Source organism: Petrocella sp. FN5 (assembly GCF_029210395.1).
Lineage (GTDB): Bacteria > Bacillota > Clostridia > Lachnospirales > Vallitaleaceae > Petrocella.
Genome location: NZ_JARGDP010000060.1, coordinates 1 through 15,268 on the forward strand (window position 1 = coordinate 1; position 15,268 = coordinate 15,268).

A 15,268-nucleotide genomic window follows, 5' to 3' on the forward strand; every position below is an offset into this window, starting at 1 on the left:
CATTAAATTATTGGATTAATGCCACTAAAGATGGTATATTGGTTAAAGAAAAACTAAGGAGACTTAAATGAATACACTAATAGATCTGGATACAATCCGAACAACTGCAGAAAACTATTATCGAAATGGTGATTATTATTGCTCAGAGGCCATTGTTAAGACCATCAAAGATGAATTCCAACTGCCCATATCCGATGACATCATCGCAGCTGCTTCCGGCTTCCCTGTAGGTATGGGTAATTCAGGCTGTAGCTGTGGCGCTGTGATTGGTGGCATCATGACCTTAGGTCTGGTTTTTGGTCGTAGGGATGCCAAAGATAAAAAAGTGGTGAAAACGATGAAGCTGGCCAATGAGCTACACGAGACTTTTAGAAAAAAACATAAAACACTATGCTGTAGAGTTCTCACAAAAGGTATGCGCCTTGGCTCACGTAAGCATATGGACCAATGTATATCTTTTACAGGTGAAGTCGCTGAAGAAGTCGCCAAAATCATCCTCCGAGAATCCGGTAAAAAATAAGATTAATAATGATAAAAAGACCTAAGGTTATCCTTTACTAGGAAATAACCTTAGGTCTTTAATTATAATATGCTCTCAGTCTTGAGATCATGGGGTATCTATATGGTTTCTAATCTGATTTAAATCAAGCAGTGTACCTTCAGATATTATTTTCCCATCCACCACAATTAATGGCCAGATTCTAGACATAAGCGGTTTTATGAGCACCGAATTAACCCTACGTTTCACATCATTGTCTTCATAGATTTGATTCATTCTGTCAATTATCATAGATGCATCACCTACATCATAAGTGTTAAGCTCAATCATTAAATCAGCACCATAGGTTGCTTCAAGTTGATGTTTTAGTATCTCTGGTGTTAATTCTACTTGGTCTCTGGAAGCACACTTAAGTACGCAAGTACTACAGCCAACTTTACTTAACACATCTTTTGATGCTGCAAATATTTCTATCCTTGCTGACATGAAATCACCTCATCTTCTAATATCTTGGTTGTTATTATTATAACAACTTGTAGATTATAATTCGGTATCTCATGTTACCACGCGAATTTTCTTTTCATTGTCTTAGTCATTATCATCGTCGTCATCGTCGTCTACGTCGTCAAACTCAAACTCTATTACTTTACCTGTATAAGCATCTATTTCAATATCATATTCTCGACCTTCAAATATGATTTCCATCTCATACTTTGAATCATTATCATCGTTATCAAATTCGAATTTTACAACCTGACCATTTACTAAGTCTAAAGCTATTTTTTTCGCTGCTTCAAAGCCTATGACTTTCCTGGATGTATTTGTGTCATGATTATTATCTTGATTTCTATCTTCTTCGTCATCATCTTTATCAAATTCTAGCACTTTTCCTGTATATGCATCGATCTCAATCTCATATTCTCTACCTTCGAATATGATTTCTATCTCATACTTTGAATCATTATCGTCGTCATCAAATTCGAATTTTATAATTTCACCATTCACTAAGCCTAAAGCTATTTTTTTTGCCACTTCTATACCAATGACTTGTTTGTCTTCTAACTGTGATGTTGGCTCTATCAACTTTTCTTGTGTTGATCCATCCGCCATGATGGTTAGATCATTTTGGTTGGTCGATGAATCTACTATCTGTGTCATGACAACCGCTTCAATCTGCTTGTTTTCCAAATAGGCTGTTATCATCTGGTTGACTTTATCCACATGCTTCTTTTGAGATTTTTCATCTGAAACGGTAATTGTAACCTTATTATCTTGACCGCCAGAAATATAACCAGTAAGAATCATTAGGTCTACAATATCGTCAATAACTTTTTCTAGATCTTTGTCTTTTAAGGAATAATTAAGCAGTAACGCTTCTGCATCCTCATTTAACGGTTTGATTTCTACAACTTTTTCTAGTCGGTTCGATAGGATCTCAATACTAGGATTGATATCCATCGTAAAGCTGTTTACCGGAGCGTTAAAAAAGAATCCTAAGCCTATTGCCATAGTAAAAATAACTGTTGTTACACCAACCCAAGTTTTATTTACCTTTGCTTTCATAATATTACCTCCTGTTTAAATTATATTATTTGCCTCTATAACAGGTTAATGCACAAGGACCCCCATTTATTGCATATAAATAAAAAAAGAATCTTTGCTTCGTTATGAGCTTTGCTCATATTTCTGAACGGTTCGAAAGGAAAGGACCTTGACGCAAATGCTAGAGTATGACTTGTAGAGAATAAAAAAATATGACTATATATAAAAAGTCATATTTTTAATAATTCATTTAATCAATGTCGATGTCTTCATCATCGATATCATCATCGTCGTCGTTATTGATAATCGTATAGGGGAAGTCAATACGCTCAAGCTCTTGTTTTTCAATGATTGGGCTCAAATCCAGTTCCATATATTTTGCCAAGCTGATTAACTGTTCCAGTGATAGTCTCACCAGATTGTCTACTCTTAACTCAGGAGATAGGATCATCAGATTCCGAATAAATGTCATCTTTCCTTCTGATATACCGTAAGCTTTAGCCATATCTGTAATGGTGTTACTTCGGTCAATCGCTTGTGCCAAAACAATGGGACGAATGCTGTCTTTTTCAAGATGATGGATAATTAGATCCTTAATCTGTTGCTTTTGAAGATTGGCCTTTTCCTTGTTTTCATTATAGACTGAGACCAACATCATATCCTCTGACTTTGTGATGTAGTTGGTCAGCACCAACTTGTCCACAAGGTCCATGGTCACTTCATTCAAGTTTCTTCCCTTGAAATCATAATCTCCAATAAATGTATGGGTTTCCGCATTTAGAGCTATCAACCCTATGACTTTATCTTGTCTGTTGGTTTCTATCTGTATACTTGGGTTAATATCCAGATAGACTGTACTATCAATGGTTCTATATTGAAGCTGTATGCTAAAAAGTACAACTAGGAATACAACTGATGCAACAGCTGTCATATATCCCATCGGTGGTATGTACTTTTTTTGTCTGGTAATGTCATCATGCTTGAGTTGTTTGGTCATCGGCTGCGCTTTAATAATTTCAAGTAAGTCAATGGGTGCCTGGTCAATACCACTTGATAAACGTTCTAATATTTTCTTTTCATTCATCGTGCACCCTCCTTTTCTTCCAATTGTGATCTTAATTTTTTTATAGCCCTATGGTATTTTGAAAGCGTTGTCGAAAGCCCTAAGCCTAGGTTGCTAGCAATCTCTTTATGCTTCATACCGGTAACTGCATGTAACAAAACAATCTGACTTTCTTCATCAGTTAAGTGTTGAAGGGCTGTTTCTAGTACCATCTTATCTTCCGGATCTGTTATATAAGAAAACCGACTGTTATTACTAAGCTGTTGATCTTCCATGTAAACAATACGTTTGTCTTTTCTGAGTTGACTTAGATATAAGTTCTTCGTGATTGTAAATAGCCAGGCCAAGGGTTTACCCATGGGCTTATATAAATGGGCTGCTGAAAGCACCTTAACATAAGTTTCTTGAATCAAATCCAAAGTTTCTTCATGATTTTTCGTCAAAGATAGAGCATAAGCATAGAGCGTTCTTTCTGTCAGCTGATACAGTTCGTCAAAAGCTACCATGTCCGATGCGCCAATGCGCCTAAAAAGACCTTCATCTATATCAAGTTTTTTATAAGTGGGTGATTTAGAAGTCCCATCATCCACAACAAAGGTAAACAATAGCATGTCATTCTCCTTATATTCTGTTAACGTCTAATCCTTCTGTTTTATTGCATCTTTTTTATTCTTTAGGAAAGTCTGTCCTATGTTAACGATTAAAGAAGTCTTTCCTGCCGGAACAATTTGCTTTGCAAAACGAGGCGTAGCCTCTTTGTTCTTCTCTAGGAAAGTCTACCCTATGTTAATGCGTTGAAGCGTCGCATTAACTATCAAAGAAGTCTTTCCTGCCGGAACAATTTGCTTTGCAAAACGAGGCGTAGCCTCTTTGTTCTTCCTAATTGGAACTGCTGCTGGCTGCTGCACTTGCCGCTGTGATGGTGGCAATCATAGCTGCAGTCTGAGCCGCTATAATTGTTTCAATAGATACACTTAAAGTTGTCGTAATCAGTCCATTTTTTTTAGCTGATTCAATATAATAATCGGAAATGATACCGGATGCCAACAATATATTCATCCCTTTGCCCAACCATTTGTATTTCTTCAAGCCCTTAAGCCAAGTGGCGACTTCTACAAAATCTTCACCTAGTACCTTCTCATCCATATCCAATAAGGCTACAAGGCCTATAGCCGGATAATATTCTGTAGTCACCTTAAGCTTATTTTCTTTCATAACTTGGAAAAGATGGCTACATCGATCGACCATATCTCTCTTACTCATGGTACTAAAAGCCAGTATATGTGATAGTGTCTGAAGCCCATTACTTTTAGTAAAACCGACTTCACTTAAAGCTCGGTAATAAGATTCCAACGCATCTACTGGATGACCTGAAGTAGAGAGTAATATGGCCAAAGCATAATCATCGCCGCTGGTTAAGAAAGGATGGTTGGCCTTCATATCCTTATAGATCTCCATAGCTTTATTAATCCTCTGGGCTGCTTGATCATTTGATGTAAGGGTTTTTTCAAGTGCGTAACTTGCCGTACATAAGTAACTGCTCTGCTTAAAACCTGCTTCTTTAAGAAAGGGTTGCCTTCTATACATTTGATCAAAGATCTCTTCCGGATTGTCATATTGAGCGCACAAAAGACCGGCCACAGTAAAATTCATCATACCTCTATAAGGTGAAAATGCACCTGACCTGGTCTTAATATATTTTTTCATGCCTTTGATCCGGTCCACATCTACATCCTTCTTACTCATGGTATAGCTAAGGGCTACAAGATGAATCAGTAAATTGTGTTCCCACATAAAAGGTTTTTCCAATATTAGAAAATTATTCATTAAACGTTCTATTCTTTCTTGATAATATGGCTTCATCCTAATCTCCCTATTCAAATCTCTATACTTGGTTATAGTGTCTAATTTATTGTTCTACCTATCATTTTACCCCATACATTTTACTATAGCCATGGTCATCCCCGATATTTAATGGTATTTTAATTTCAAAGATAAGGATTTCCAGTAACGACTATGAAGTTCCTGGAGCTGGATATATGGCTTAAGCAAGACAGCAGGAGCTGTCCGCCGACTTTTGGTGCAGGACGCACCAATCGGAGGCCGTAGTCATATATACTGTGGAAGGGTTTTCATAGGACCCAGTTAGAATTCATTCTTTAATCTGAATATAAAAACAGCAAGCATTCATTTTCCACCTTTCCCTCGAGGGTCAAAAACGAACACTTGCTGCTATAAATTTTTCATACATACTACGGAAGGGTTTTTATAGGACCACCTCTAAGCCTTAAATCCCCTACTGTTCTCAGTATAAACCGACTCATTCAACTTATTCTTACCATAAGTCAGTCCCGCATAAACCTGTTGACCGTTCTGAATCAGTGGTGCCGTCTTCTGCTCTTCTTTGGCCGCTTGTTGCCATCCAATTAGGAGCATATTCAAAACATCTTTCGCTGATTCTAAGGGCTTCACACTGTTCTTAATAGAAGCTTCAATAAATCGTTTGTTCACGAAAATATACAGGGACATCAAATCTCTTGAAATATCGTATTGAAAATCCAGATTGTCACTTAGTTCCCTAAGTAGCCTTGTTGCTCTATTCATACTGTTGGTAAAGCCTTTTTCATCTTCTTGGTCAAATTTTTCTATAGCTTCATCCATTTCTGTAATCAGCATCTCATAGTTGATGACCACCAAGTCGTTTTGGCTGGCGTTTACAATCCTGGTTTGAAATTCTTTAGCATGTTGTGCATTCATCTAATCACCCTAACCTTGTAAGAGTTGTAGTAATGACTGTGGCCTTTGATTGGCTTGTGCAAGCATGGATGTTCCCGCTTGTTGAATGATGTTCTGTAGTGTAAATTGTGACATCTCATAAGCCATATCCGCATCTAGAATTCTTGATAAGGATGCAGTCATGTTTTCTGAAGCTGCTTCTAAGTTGGCTATGGTATGCTCAAGTCGATTCTGATATGCACCAAGCTTAGACCTAACTGTTGAAATCGTCTGAATGGCTGTATCCACGATACCAATTGCTTCTTGGGCACCACCGGATGTAGATAGATTAAGATCTGTTATACCAAGAGCTCTTGGTGATAAATTCTGAATCCTAATCTCCATAAACTGACCTTCATTGGCACCAATCTGCAAATCAAGAGGGCCTGTCTGAAGAAGGTTCATGGTTACCATACCGATGTCGTCACCTGATACCAGCCTTAATTCAAAATTATTATTTGACTCAAAGACAATATCACGACCAACCGTGGTTACCGTCGTACCTGCCGGGAAACCGTCAATAACATTCGTTGTAGCCGGATCATCAAAAACAATGCTAGAGCCATTAATCTGAACGTTACGTCCTAAATTACCAAAGCCTTTTTCAAGGGTGATATTGCCCGTTTCAAAGCCTAGGCTTTTAGCCGTCGCTATATCCGCTGCATTTGAAGTTGTATTTGGTTTTAAAGTCACTTCAAAACCACCTTTGTTGAATGCTACTAATTTATTTGGTACATCATCGGTAAATGCAAAATAAGTATCACTCGCCAATGCCTGAGTATTAAGGGCCGTTAAAGCGGCTTCTCTTCCTGCTGCAAGATCTAGATCATGACCGGCGCTAAAATCAACGGTTGCTACCGGCGCACCATCTACATATATAGCAAGAAACCCTGTAAGATCATCGCCTGCACCGGTAGATATTGCATCCACAGGTACACTTTTAGTAAGATCAGCGGTCCCGATGCCTGTTACAACTGTGCCTAATTCAAAAGCACCTAACTCACCAGCTAATGTAACATCATTGGGCTCTGCTGCATTCGCCGGCTCAACAACAAGAGGCTTAGCAGAATAGACAACCAATTCTCCGGTACTGGAATAGGAAAGTTCAAGACCGGGTATACCAGCTAGTTTTAACTTCTCATATATACTTTGATTGGTGTCTGTGTTGTTTAAAGATACAGTTGTACCATTAATCAAAACATTGCCACCTGGCGCTGTTATGGTCGTGTTGGTGCCTATGTCTATCATGGTTTCAAATACATTGGCTGTATTGGGTTGAAAATGCTCATTATCAAGACCCAGTGCTCTAAGAAGACTTAGGTCCCCTGTTACATTCAATTCTCTTGGACCAAATTGGTTCATTGACAGACTAAGTGCTTTACCATTACCAAACGGTGGTACCGGTTCAATACTGATGCTTACATCCACCCTTGAAGACAAGTCTCTAAGCTTAGAGAAGACTTCTTCACTGGTATCACCTGTTTTGATGGTTACTTGCTCACCGTTGATGTTAATCGTGCCTGCAACTGTTGCTTTACCATTACCATCAAACAAGTCAACAATACCGCCAATATCTTTAGTCACACTTGCAAGTTGGGATACTTCAAAAGAGTAGACCCCAGCTTCTACCGTATCGCTCATAGATACAATGTCAGCGATATCTGCATTGGTGGAGAAGGCTCTACGGTCGATATCACCGTTTAAGAGCTTCATTTGATTGAATTCAATGGATGATGAGATTCTTTCAATCTCGTTTTGCATTTGTCTAACTTCATCTTGTACTGCTTTTCTGTCTTGCGCATCGTAAGTGCCATTTGAAACTTGAACCGACAATTCCCTTATTCTTTGTAGCATAGCGTGCACTTCATTTAATGCACCCTCTGCTGTCTGTATTAATGATATGCCGTCCATGGCATTTCGATTCGCCTGTTTCAATCCTCTTACTTGCGTGTCCATTTTTTGAGTGATTGCGAGACCTGCCGCATCGTCCGCTGCATTATTGATTCTAAGGCCAGATGATAATCTTTGTAATGTTTTGTCCAACTTGCTGTTAGATTTATCTAGCTGATGCAGGGCACGAAGTGAAGGAATATTGTGGTTAATTCTCATAGTGTACACACCTCTCTGATTGAAATTTTTGTGACAGACATTCTTTTTCCTTAAAGATGATGCTGCCTTGGCAATGATATTTCATCACGTCGTTAGTTTTCTACAGTGTTTATCGACATATTTCTCAATTATTTTAGTTAATAATGAAAAATATGTTGATTAATCATTTTTTAACGCCTTTTCTTTGGCTTCATCCATCTTTTGAATGATGGTAGAAAGGCCGGTTGCAATCTCGCCTACTTGTGTCGGTAGTGTTCTTGGCTTTTTTTTTGAGTCGTCTTGTTTTACTTCCATTTTGACCTCCTAAATCTGAATCTCAAATGTAGATCCGTCTGTTTTTCTAATCATGATATTTTCAACATCATTTTTTTGCAAACCGGTTATGGGATCTTCAGCCACAAAATTGTTATAACTGATGCCACCAAAACCGAAATTGGTTTGTGCAACCATCTGCTTAATCTCATTTTCAAAGCTCTTAACCAGTTCTAAATCTTCTTTGTTGGATGATTGAATATTCATGTGCATTGTTGTTTTTTGAATCTCTACCAACGCCTGAACTGTGCCTAGATTCTTAGTTTTGAAACTCATAAAAATCTTAATGCCTTCCAAATCTTCTCTTATATTTGCTTCATCGTCACCTAGAATATACAGGTTCAGTTGACTGATTTCTCCACCCATCATAATCGGTATCTGGTAATAATTATCCTTAAGCTGTATCATTTGAGTATGGTTTAGAGTCGAACTTGCACCTTGTATATTCTTCACATCATTAGCTTCCAAAGTATTCTTCCCATCAAGAAGCTCTTGCTCTAGGTTTGTCAACAGTTTTTTTAAGTTGTCTATGGTTGTTTCACCTTTTAGCAGACCTTCTGAGACGCTTTTCACTTGCTCTACCATTCGGCTTTTCTCTTCCTCATTTTCAAGGGTATTGATGGCATCTCTTAACCGTGTCATAAGCTCAAAGGGTTCTTTGTTAAGGGCCATGGCCTTCTCCAAATGGCTGGGTGTTATGGGCATTTCGTTTTTGATCATTGTCTTGACAATCTCCGGATGCTCTTTGGCAAATTCCAGATATTTCATGATTTGTGTCTGTTCCTTCATGCCAATTTCTTTTTGACTAAGTTCATTGACCCTCTCCATATGGTTTTTTAGATTTTCAAGAGGCATTTTTTCATGATCTTGAAGCTTTAAGTCTTCTAGTGTCTGAGTTAACTTGGGTTGACTCAAAGTCGTTATAAAGTCTTTGACTTGAAGGTCCAAAAGCTCTTTCCTTAACATATGAACTTCTGATAACGCAATATCCATATCATCCAGTGCTGTTACAGTATTTAACAGTGAATGGGTTGCTTTCCTGCCCATATTTTCAATGGCACTTAGTACTTGCTCTCTAATACTGCCCTTGGGATGTATCACTTCTAAAGTTCTGCCAAATTCATCGTCAATATCTGCAGCAATAGACGGCTTGACTCCTTTAGTCTTCTGAATGAATTTGGACGCTTCAAAAAGTTGTTCTAGATTTAAGGGCAATCCATTCTTGACCAAAAATCCTGTAGCAGCTCCTTTTGAGCGGGTCACTGTATCGAAAGTTCTATAGATGCCCATTAAGCTTTCCCGTTCTTTAGCTGTTAAAGTTTTAGAGGCATCCAACTCTACTATCAAACGGCTGATTTTCTCTGATCCGGTTTCACCAAAGACTTCTTCAAAACTACCCATCCATTCCAGCATTTCATCCATATCAAGATCTAGGGGGGTAATACCTGACTTAATCATGGATATAACCATATGTGGGTTCATTCGGGTTGTAATGGTTTCAACTTTACTCTGTACGACCTGAATCTGAAGTATATTTTCAGCGGTTAAGGGCATTTCATTTCTGGCTAAAATCTGTACCGCCTCTGTAGCTTTAGGTGTCACCTCTAGATTAAGATCTTTGAGTATGGACTCAATCTGATCAAAGGTTTTTTCCACCCGGTCTCCTAAATCTGCTCTAACCTTCGTTCCGTTTTCCTCATATTGTTTTATGGCCGATTGGGCCTGGGCCTGGGCCTGACCATTGCTAAACTTAGCTATGAATGCTGCATCCTCATCTATGGTCGTAGCTGTAGATATTTCTTTTATGGTCATGGCAGGCTGCCCCATAAGCCGAAACAATACCGAATCCGACAATGTATCGACCTGTCTGACTTGATCCATGGTCCTTGTCATGGTTTTAAGGTCCTTATTGGTGGGTAACCATTCGTGACCTTGAGCCAAGCTACGATAGATCTGCTGTTCATGATCTCTTAGAGCTTCTACTACTCTTTCTAAAGGTTCTGTTGTGATTTTTATGCCTTTACCTTCTAGTTTTGTTGCTGCTTCTATTGACATTTTGAGTCGGATTTCCTCCAGATGACGTTTATGACTAATGGCCTGTTGAAGCACTTTTAATTCCGGATTTTCAGGTAGGTTCAAATCCTCTTCATTAACTGCTTCTACCTTAAAAAGTTGCTCTAAAGTCATAGGTGTATCTTTTTTTGTAGCCCATAAGATATGCGAGTCCTGTATCTTATGTAGTTTATTGATGAGAACAACAGGATTCATATTCAAAATGGTCTGTTCTTTGATTATCTCCTTATTATCAGTATGTATATGATCTAAAGGACTAAGAACGACCTGATCTGTCGGTTGATTATGTTTCATCTGATGGATGATATTTTTTATGGTAATATCTATATCTACCTCGGCCATTTTTTTCATTGGATTAAGCATAAAATCTATCTTGCTCTTTGTGATATCAATATTACGAGAAATCATGTCTTTGGTGACTTCTATGGCTTTTAATGTCGGTTCCATTTCATTTTTTTCCAAGTATTCTTTAACCATCTTCGTCATGTCTTCATGCCCCATATCCAAATGTGTAACTTGTGGTAAAGGTGTATGAATCGCTTTATAAGCTTCCTGAATGGTTGTTGGTGCTTTATTACTCACTAAGGTAACGCCTTTAGCGTCGGATTGAGCTAGGATCGTCTTAAGCTGTCCTAATACTTCATTGATCTTATCTAGATTTTTCTTATTAACAGGCATGTCACTGGCTTTAAGATGACCAATAATTCTTTCTAATTGATCCACATCCTTATATTGCCCTTTATAATGATTCACTTCTATATTTATCGCTTCTTTGATGGTTTTAAGGTCATGGTTATAGATGGCTTCCTTATTGTTTCGTACCACTTGGGTTATAAGACTGATACTTAACTTATTGATATTTAGCTCTTGTTGAAGCATGGTTTTCACATCATCAGAGGTCATTTTATTCACCAATTCGCTTAAGTCTGTCTTAACTTGTTCTACCATCTTAAACAATGCTTTTTCTTCAGATACGTCAAGGGGTTTGATTGCACGAATCAGTTCCTTTGGATAGGACTTGGATACCTCCAAGGATTTTTTTCTACCGGATGGGTCGGGGATAGACCCTATATCCTCTGCAGATTGGTTAGGCGGTAAATACTTTAGTTCTATACTATCTTTTTTGACTTTTGTCACTTCAAGTAATAGATCTTCACCAATAGCTTCAACAACCGGTATGTGATTTTTGAGCTCAATGAGGCGCTCATCTAACAGGATGGTTGTCATGCTATCATTTTTCTTCACCACTTGAGCATTAAGCACCATGCCTTTTAAGTATGCGTTTTCTCTTATATTCGAATCAACACTGGGTTGATTATCCATCCGTATATGTATACCCTGGGTCATTTTACCATCTCCATTCTTCACCTATTTCATCGGCATCTATGAACCATTACTTGAGTAAGAAAGCACTTATTCCAATTAGTATTTCTTAGCGATGGTAATCCACATGTTAAGGATGAAGGTCCCCTCTCATCCGCGGTGGATTAGGCTGACTTGTCAGTCAAGAGCGTAGAAATACTTTGGAAGATGTGCTTTAAGAAAAAAAGTCTCTAAGCTTTTTCACTTAGAGACTTTAAACATATGGGTTATCCTAGAATTTGTCATTAGCCTTAATATTTAGACTCGGAATTTATCTACTTCCATTTTAAGGCCATCTGCATTTTTCTTAGTGCTACTAATCTCATCTTGAACACCTTTTGCTTGATTCTTGGCTTCATTGATTCGATTGGCTATAGCAACTGTTCCGCCTGCGCCTTCATTTGCCGCTGATGCTACACCATCAATGGTATCTAAAACACTTTGAAGTGAAGCCAGTAACTCTTCTGATGTCGCACTAAACTCTGTTACCAAATCATCAACAAAACCGGCATCTTCGCTATAATGATCTGCAATTTCCAGCATGGATTTATAGTCATTATTAACATCCACCGACATGAATTCAAGCAGTTCATGGGCACTACCGGAGAGATTCTCCACAGATCCAGTTACCTTAACGGTAACATCTTGAATCTTAAGTACCGTGTTCTTAGATTGCTCAGCTAACTTCTTAATCTCATCGGCAACAACGGAAAAGCCTCTTCCTGACTCGCCGGCCCTTGCCGCTTCTATGGCTGCATTAAGTGCTAGTAAATTGGTCTGCTCTGTTATTTGCATGATGGACTCAGATAAGATGTCAATCTGCTCAACAACTTTAGATTCATTAATGGCATGTTCAAGTCTTTGTTTGGTACTTTCAAAAATCTCTGATGTTTTCTTCTGAGCCATGTTCACATCTAACTTGGTTTTTTCTGCACGCTTGCTAATTTCACTCGCTGCAATTGAACCATCTTGTGAACGTTCTGCAATAGACTGAACCGCTTTCTCAATCTCTTGTGATGTTGCTGACATCTCCTGTGATGATGCTGCTGTCTCTTCCATGTTGGCTGCTAGACCTTCTGTTGTTGAAGCCACTTCTTCCAAATTATTATTAAGGTGATTAACATTTCCCATAACATTTTCGACTTCTTTTTTAATACTATAAGATTCTTTCTTAATATTGTTAATCAAATCTTTGAGAGAGATATTCATGCTGTTTATAGCGCCTATTATTGATCCGATTTCATCTTTTCTTGATAGGTATCTCTGGTCTATTTCTTGTGTGAAATCACCATCTGCAATGGTATTTAAGTATTCTGAAGCTTTGATAATCGGACGGGTGATAAATATCTCACTAAAGAGATAAATCAAAATACCCGACAAGACCAAGATGCCACCAACAATGAGTAGGGTTCTTATTACCATTTGCTGTACGCCAAAATAGAGCTCACTTCTTGGTATGCTGATTAACAGTTGCCACCTCGTACTTGGTAGAGTCGTAAAATATACCTCACTGGATTCACCATTTATATCAATGATTTCCATACCTTCACTACTGGTGGTTAGAGCTTCTTTCATCAGCTGTAATTCCTCATCCTCAGATATATTCAATTTCATTTGTTTTTCTTTTATTGGATGGGCTAAGATATTGCCCTGACCATCCAGTAACATGGCAAAACCATTTTCACCGATTCTAACACCGTCAATCAATTCTTGTATGGTTGTCAAATCATAGTCCGCAGATACTACGCCTAGTACATTGTCACCTGAACCTATTGCAACAGATGTGGTTATCATCGTAATCCCCGAAAGTTCATCAAAATATGGGTCTGTCCATCCTACACCACTTTCTGCATTTTTACCTACTAAGTACCAGTCATTAGATGGATAATCGTACTCGGGACCTTCATAATCCTCTGTATAGACAATATCATCGCCATCTTTATAAAGATAAGGCCCAAAATATTGTGTGCTCGTATTATAGGTATATGGTTCAAGCCATAAACCAGATCCAAGTGTGTTGGGATTAAGAGGTAATATACTCTCTATGACCTTACTATAATCTTCTTTTGTCATCTCGTTTCCATAGCTTGTATAAATGTTTCCAATAGATTTTGCGATTTGGCTATGAGAGGTAAATTCATGTTCCATACTCTCAACCAGATATTTTAGATTATAATCCACCTTCTCAGCAATTTGAGTGGTGATTTCCTTTTGTGAATCTATAATGTTTGATGCTGCTATACTTATGGCCACAATAATAATAATGGGTAAAAAAATAGCAAGAATCTTGATTCTGATTGACATGTGCTTCTTCATAAAAAGCCACCTCCATGGGGTATTATCATTTTTGACAAGGATGGTTTAAGAGGTTATTGGAATATTGTTTGGGTGCTTAATGATGTAAATAAAAGAGTTCTTCTGATTAACAAAGACTGTTAAGTACATTTTACCACCTATTGAAGCCAGATACAAACTATATAAGAAATGAATGTCATATAAACTTGCACCGACTCCTATAATGAAATCAGTTTTATTTTACTGGAATCTGCTGGTTATAGTATCAATAATAAAAAGTTAAATTGTCGTTAATATCTTAATATTATCACTTTTTTTTAGGACTTTTTATGTTATAATTGGCTAAGGTGTCAATACTACATGGTTAAACTAGTTTTGATACCTTAACCATGATTTGCATACAAAAATCATCACAGGAGGTTGTTATGCTCACTTTTGATAATTATGCCCTTAAGCTCTTAGAGGACTTAAGCCATTCATATGAACATACGCATTTGGACAACAGCGGTAATCATATTCGTATCCTGTGTGACGGATACATCGTTGAACTTGTCATTAAGGAATTGTTTTTAGACTATAAGGCCAATAACAATTATGTTGCGATCCTTAATCGAATTCTGACCTCTATAACAGAGTTTGAAAATACTGACGACGGTAAGATTGATTTAGACAAAGTCTATCCTCTTGTTAGAAATCATCAAGACATAGTGGATGAACCTGATTGGTTATATACACCATACTTCCTGAATCTTAATATATGTTATGTTCAGGAAACTGGCATGAGCAAAAGACTTTTGACAAAACACCTTTTGGAGGATTATAAAACAATCAATCTCGTCAAGATTCATGAAGCTGCATATGAAAATCTAACAAAGACTCAATGGACGCTTTCACAACCTGATAAAGATTATGATATCTACATGGTACATGGTAATGGTTATAGTGGCTCTTTGTTATATCTAAATGAACTTCTTGATCAGGTTAAATCAAAGCTCGGCGAGACTTTTTTAACAGCTATGCCTCATGCAGATTTACTTTTATTTACAGAAGATAATATGGCCTATGCTAAGATGCTCAAGACGATCATTCGTCATGATCCTCTTCCTAATACATCTAGGTTACTTTACCGGTATAATAAAGACACTTTTTACTATTATGACATGAACGACATCATAAAAGTGGTGAAATAGTAAACGTCTAACTATATAGTTTTGACACCTAAACCGTACATATAATTA

Annotated in this window: 12 protein-coding genes; 2 read left to right on the forward strand and 10 right to left on the reverse strand. The window is 37.7% G+C overall.

The window, feature by feature from the left end; all coding sequences use genetic code 11:
- The first annotated feature begins 67 nt into the window (after nucleotides 1–67).
- Nucleotides 68–520, forward strand: coding sequence for a C-GCAxxG-C-C family (seleno)protein (locus tag P0N36_RS12010; RefSeq protein ID WP_275843094.1), 453 nt, complete (start codon nucleotides 68–70; stop codon nucleotides 518–520).
- Nucleotides 521–607: 87 nt separating this feature from the next.
- On the opposite strand, the gene P0N36_RS12015 is transcribed toward P0N36_RS12010, so the two are convergent.
- From P0N36_RS12015 to P0N36_RS12060, 10 genes are all read right to left on the reverse strand, one after another.
- On the reverse strand, nucleotides 608–985 hold the full coding sequence (locus P0N36_RS12015) for a hypothetical protein (RefSeq protein WP_275843095.1): 378 nt from the start codon (nucleotides 983–985) through the stop codon (nucleotides 608–610).
- Nucleotides 986–1,087: 102 nt separating this feature from the next.
- A complete protein-coding gene (locus P0N36_RS12020; RefSeq protein WP_275843096.1) occupies nucleotides 1,088–2,062 on the reverse strand; it encodes a PepSY domain-containing protein in 975 nt (324 codons plus the stop codon).
- Nucleotides 2,063–2,291: 229 nt separating this feature from the next.
- On the reverse strand, nucleotides 2,292–3,125 hold the full coding sequence (locus P0N36_RS12025) for an anti-sigma-I factor RsgI family protein (protein ID WP_275843097.1): 834 nt from the start codon (nucleotides 3,123–3,125) through the stop codon (nucleotides 2,292–2,294).
- Entirely contained in the window at nucleotides 3,122–3,715 is a 594-nt protein-coding gene (locus tag P0N36_RS12030; protein WP_275843098.1) for an RNA polymerase sigma factor, read from the reverse strand. The genes P0N36_RS12025 and P0N36_RS12030 overlap by 4 nt, the downstream gene beginning before the upstream one ends.
- A gap of 268 nt (nucleotides 3,716–3,983) precedes the next feature.
- The gene (locus P0N36_RS12035; protein WP_275843099.1) at nucleotides 3,984–4,967 is read right to left on the reverse strand and encodes a DUF4003 family protein; all 984 of its coding nucleotides are present in this window, start codon (nucleotides 4,965–4,967) and stop codon (nucleotides 3,984–3,986) included.
- Between the two features lie 417 nt (nucleotides 4,968–5,384).
- Nucleotides 5,385–5,861 (reverse strand): flagellar export chaperone FliS, encoded by a 477-nt coding sequence (locus P0N36_RS12040; RefSeq protein ID WP_275843100.1) that lies wholly within the window; start codon nucleotides 5,859–5,861, stop codon nucleotides 5,385–5,387.
- Between the two features lie 9 nt (nucleotides 5,862–5,870).
- Nucleotides 5,871–7,988, reverse strand: coding sequence for a flagellin N-terminal helical domain-containing protein (locus tag P0N36_RS12045; RefSeq protein ID WP_275843101.1), 2,118 nt, complete (start codon nucleotides 7,986–7,988; stop codon nucleotides 5,871–5,873).
- Nucleotides 7,989–8,147: 159 nt separating this feature from the next.
- Nucleotides 8,148–8,282: a hypothetical protein gene (locus P0N36_RS12050; protein ID WP_275843102.1), complete on the reverse strand. Its 135-nt coding sequence runs from the start codon at nucleotides 8,280–8,282 to the stop codon at nucleotides 8,148–8,150.
- A 9-nt stretch (nucleotides 8,283–8,291) separates the two neighbouring features.
- Nucleotides 8,292–11,720: a DUF6240 domain-containing protein gene (locus P0N36_RS12055; RefSeq protein WP_275843103.1), complete on the reverse strand. Its 3,429-nt coding sequence runs from the start codon at nucleotides 11,718–11,720 to the stop codon at nucleotides 8,292–8,294.
- 273 nt (nucleotides 11,721–11,993) lie between these two features.
- Nucleotides 11,994–14,051, reverse strand: coding sequence for a methyl-accepting chemotaxis protein (locus tag P0N36_RS12060; protein WP_275843104.1), 2,058 nt, complete (start codon nucleotides 14,049–14,051; stop codon nucleotides 11,994–11,996).
- Between the two features lie 404 nt (nucleotides 14,052–14,455).
- Here P0N36_RS12060 and P0N36_RS12065 point away from each other — a divergent pair, with 404 nt between their 5' ends.
- Nucleotides 14,456–15,220, forward strand: a complete 765-nt coding sequence (locus P0N36_RS12065) for a DUF1444 family protein (RefSeq protein WP_275843105.1) — start codon at nucleotides 14,456–14,458, stop codon at nucleotides 15,218–15,220.
- Nucleotides 15,221–15,268 lie beyond the last annotated feature (48 nt).

Bases quoted from the DNA above. Each gene is read 5' to 3' on its own strand.
- P0N36_RS12010 (WP_275843094.1), top strand. From the start codon at position 68: ATGAATACACTAATAGATCTGGATACAATCCGAACAACTGCAGAAAAC.
- P0N36_RS12050 (WP_275843102.1), bottom strand. From the start codon at position 8,282: ATGGAAGTAAAACAAGACGACTCAAAAAAAAAGCCAAGAACACTACCG.
- P0N36_RS12045 (WP_275843101.1), bottom strand. From the start codon at position 7,988: ATGAGAATTAACCACAATATTCCTTCACTTCGTGCCCTGCATCAGCTA.
- P0N36_RS12030 (WP_275843098.1), bottom strand. From the start codon at position 3,715: ATGCTATTGTTTACCTTTGTTGTGGATGATGGGACTTCTAAATCACCC.
- P0N36_RS12020 (WP_275843096.1), bottom strand. From the start codon at position 2,062: ATGAAAGCAAAGGTAAATAAAACTTGGGTTGGTGTAACAACAGTTATT.
- P0N36_RS12040 (WP_275843100.1), bottom strand. From the start codon at position 5,861: ATGAATGCACAACATGCTAAAGAATTTCAAACCAGGATTGTAAACGCC.
- P0N36_RS12035 (WP_275843099.1), bottom strand. From the start codon at position 4,967: ATGAAGCCATATTATCAAGAAAGAATAGAACGTTTAATGAATAATTTT.
- P0N36_RS12060 (WP_275843104.1), bottom strand. From the start codon at position 14,051: ATGAAGAAGCACATGTCAATCAGAATCAAGATTCTTGCTATTTTTTTA.
- P0N36_RS12065 (WP_275843105.1), top strand. From the start codon at position 14,456: ATGCTCACTTTTGATAATTATGCCCTTAAGCTCTTAGAGGACTTAAGC.
- P0N36_RS12015 (WP_275843095.1), bottom strand. From the start codon at position 985: ATGTCAGCAAGGATAGAAATATTTGCAGCATCAAAAGATGTGTTAAGT.
- P0N36_RS12025 (WP_275843097.1), bottom strand. From the start codon at position 3,125: ATGAATGAAAAGAAAATATTAGAACGTTTATCAAGTGGTATTGACCAG.
- P0N36_RS12055 (WP_275843103.1), bottom strand. From the start codon at position 11,720: ATGACCCAGGGTATACATATACGGATGGATAATCAACCCAGTGTTGAT.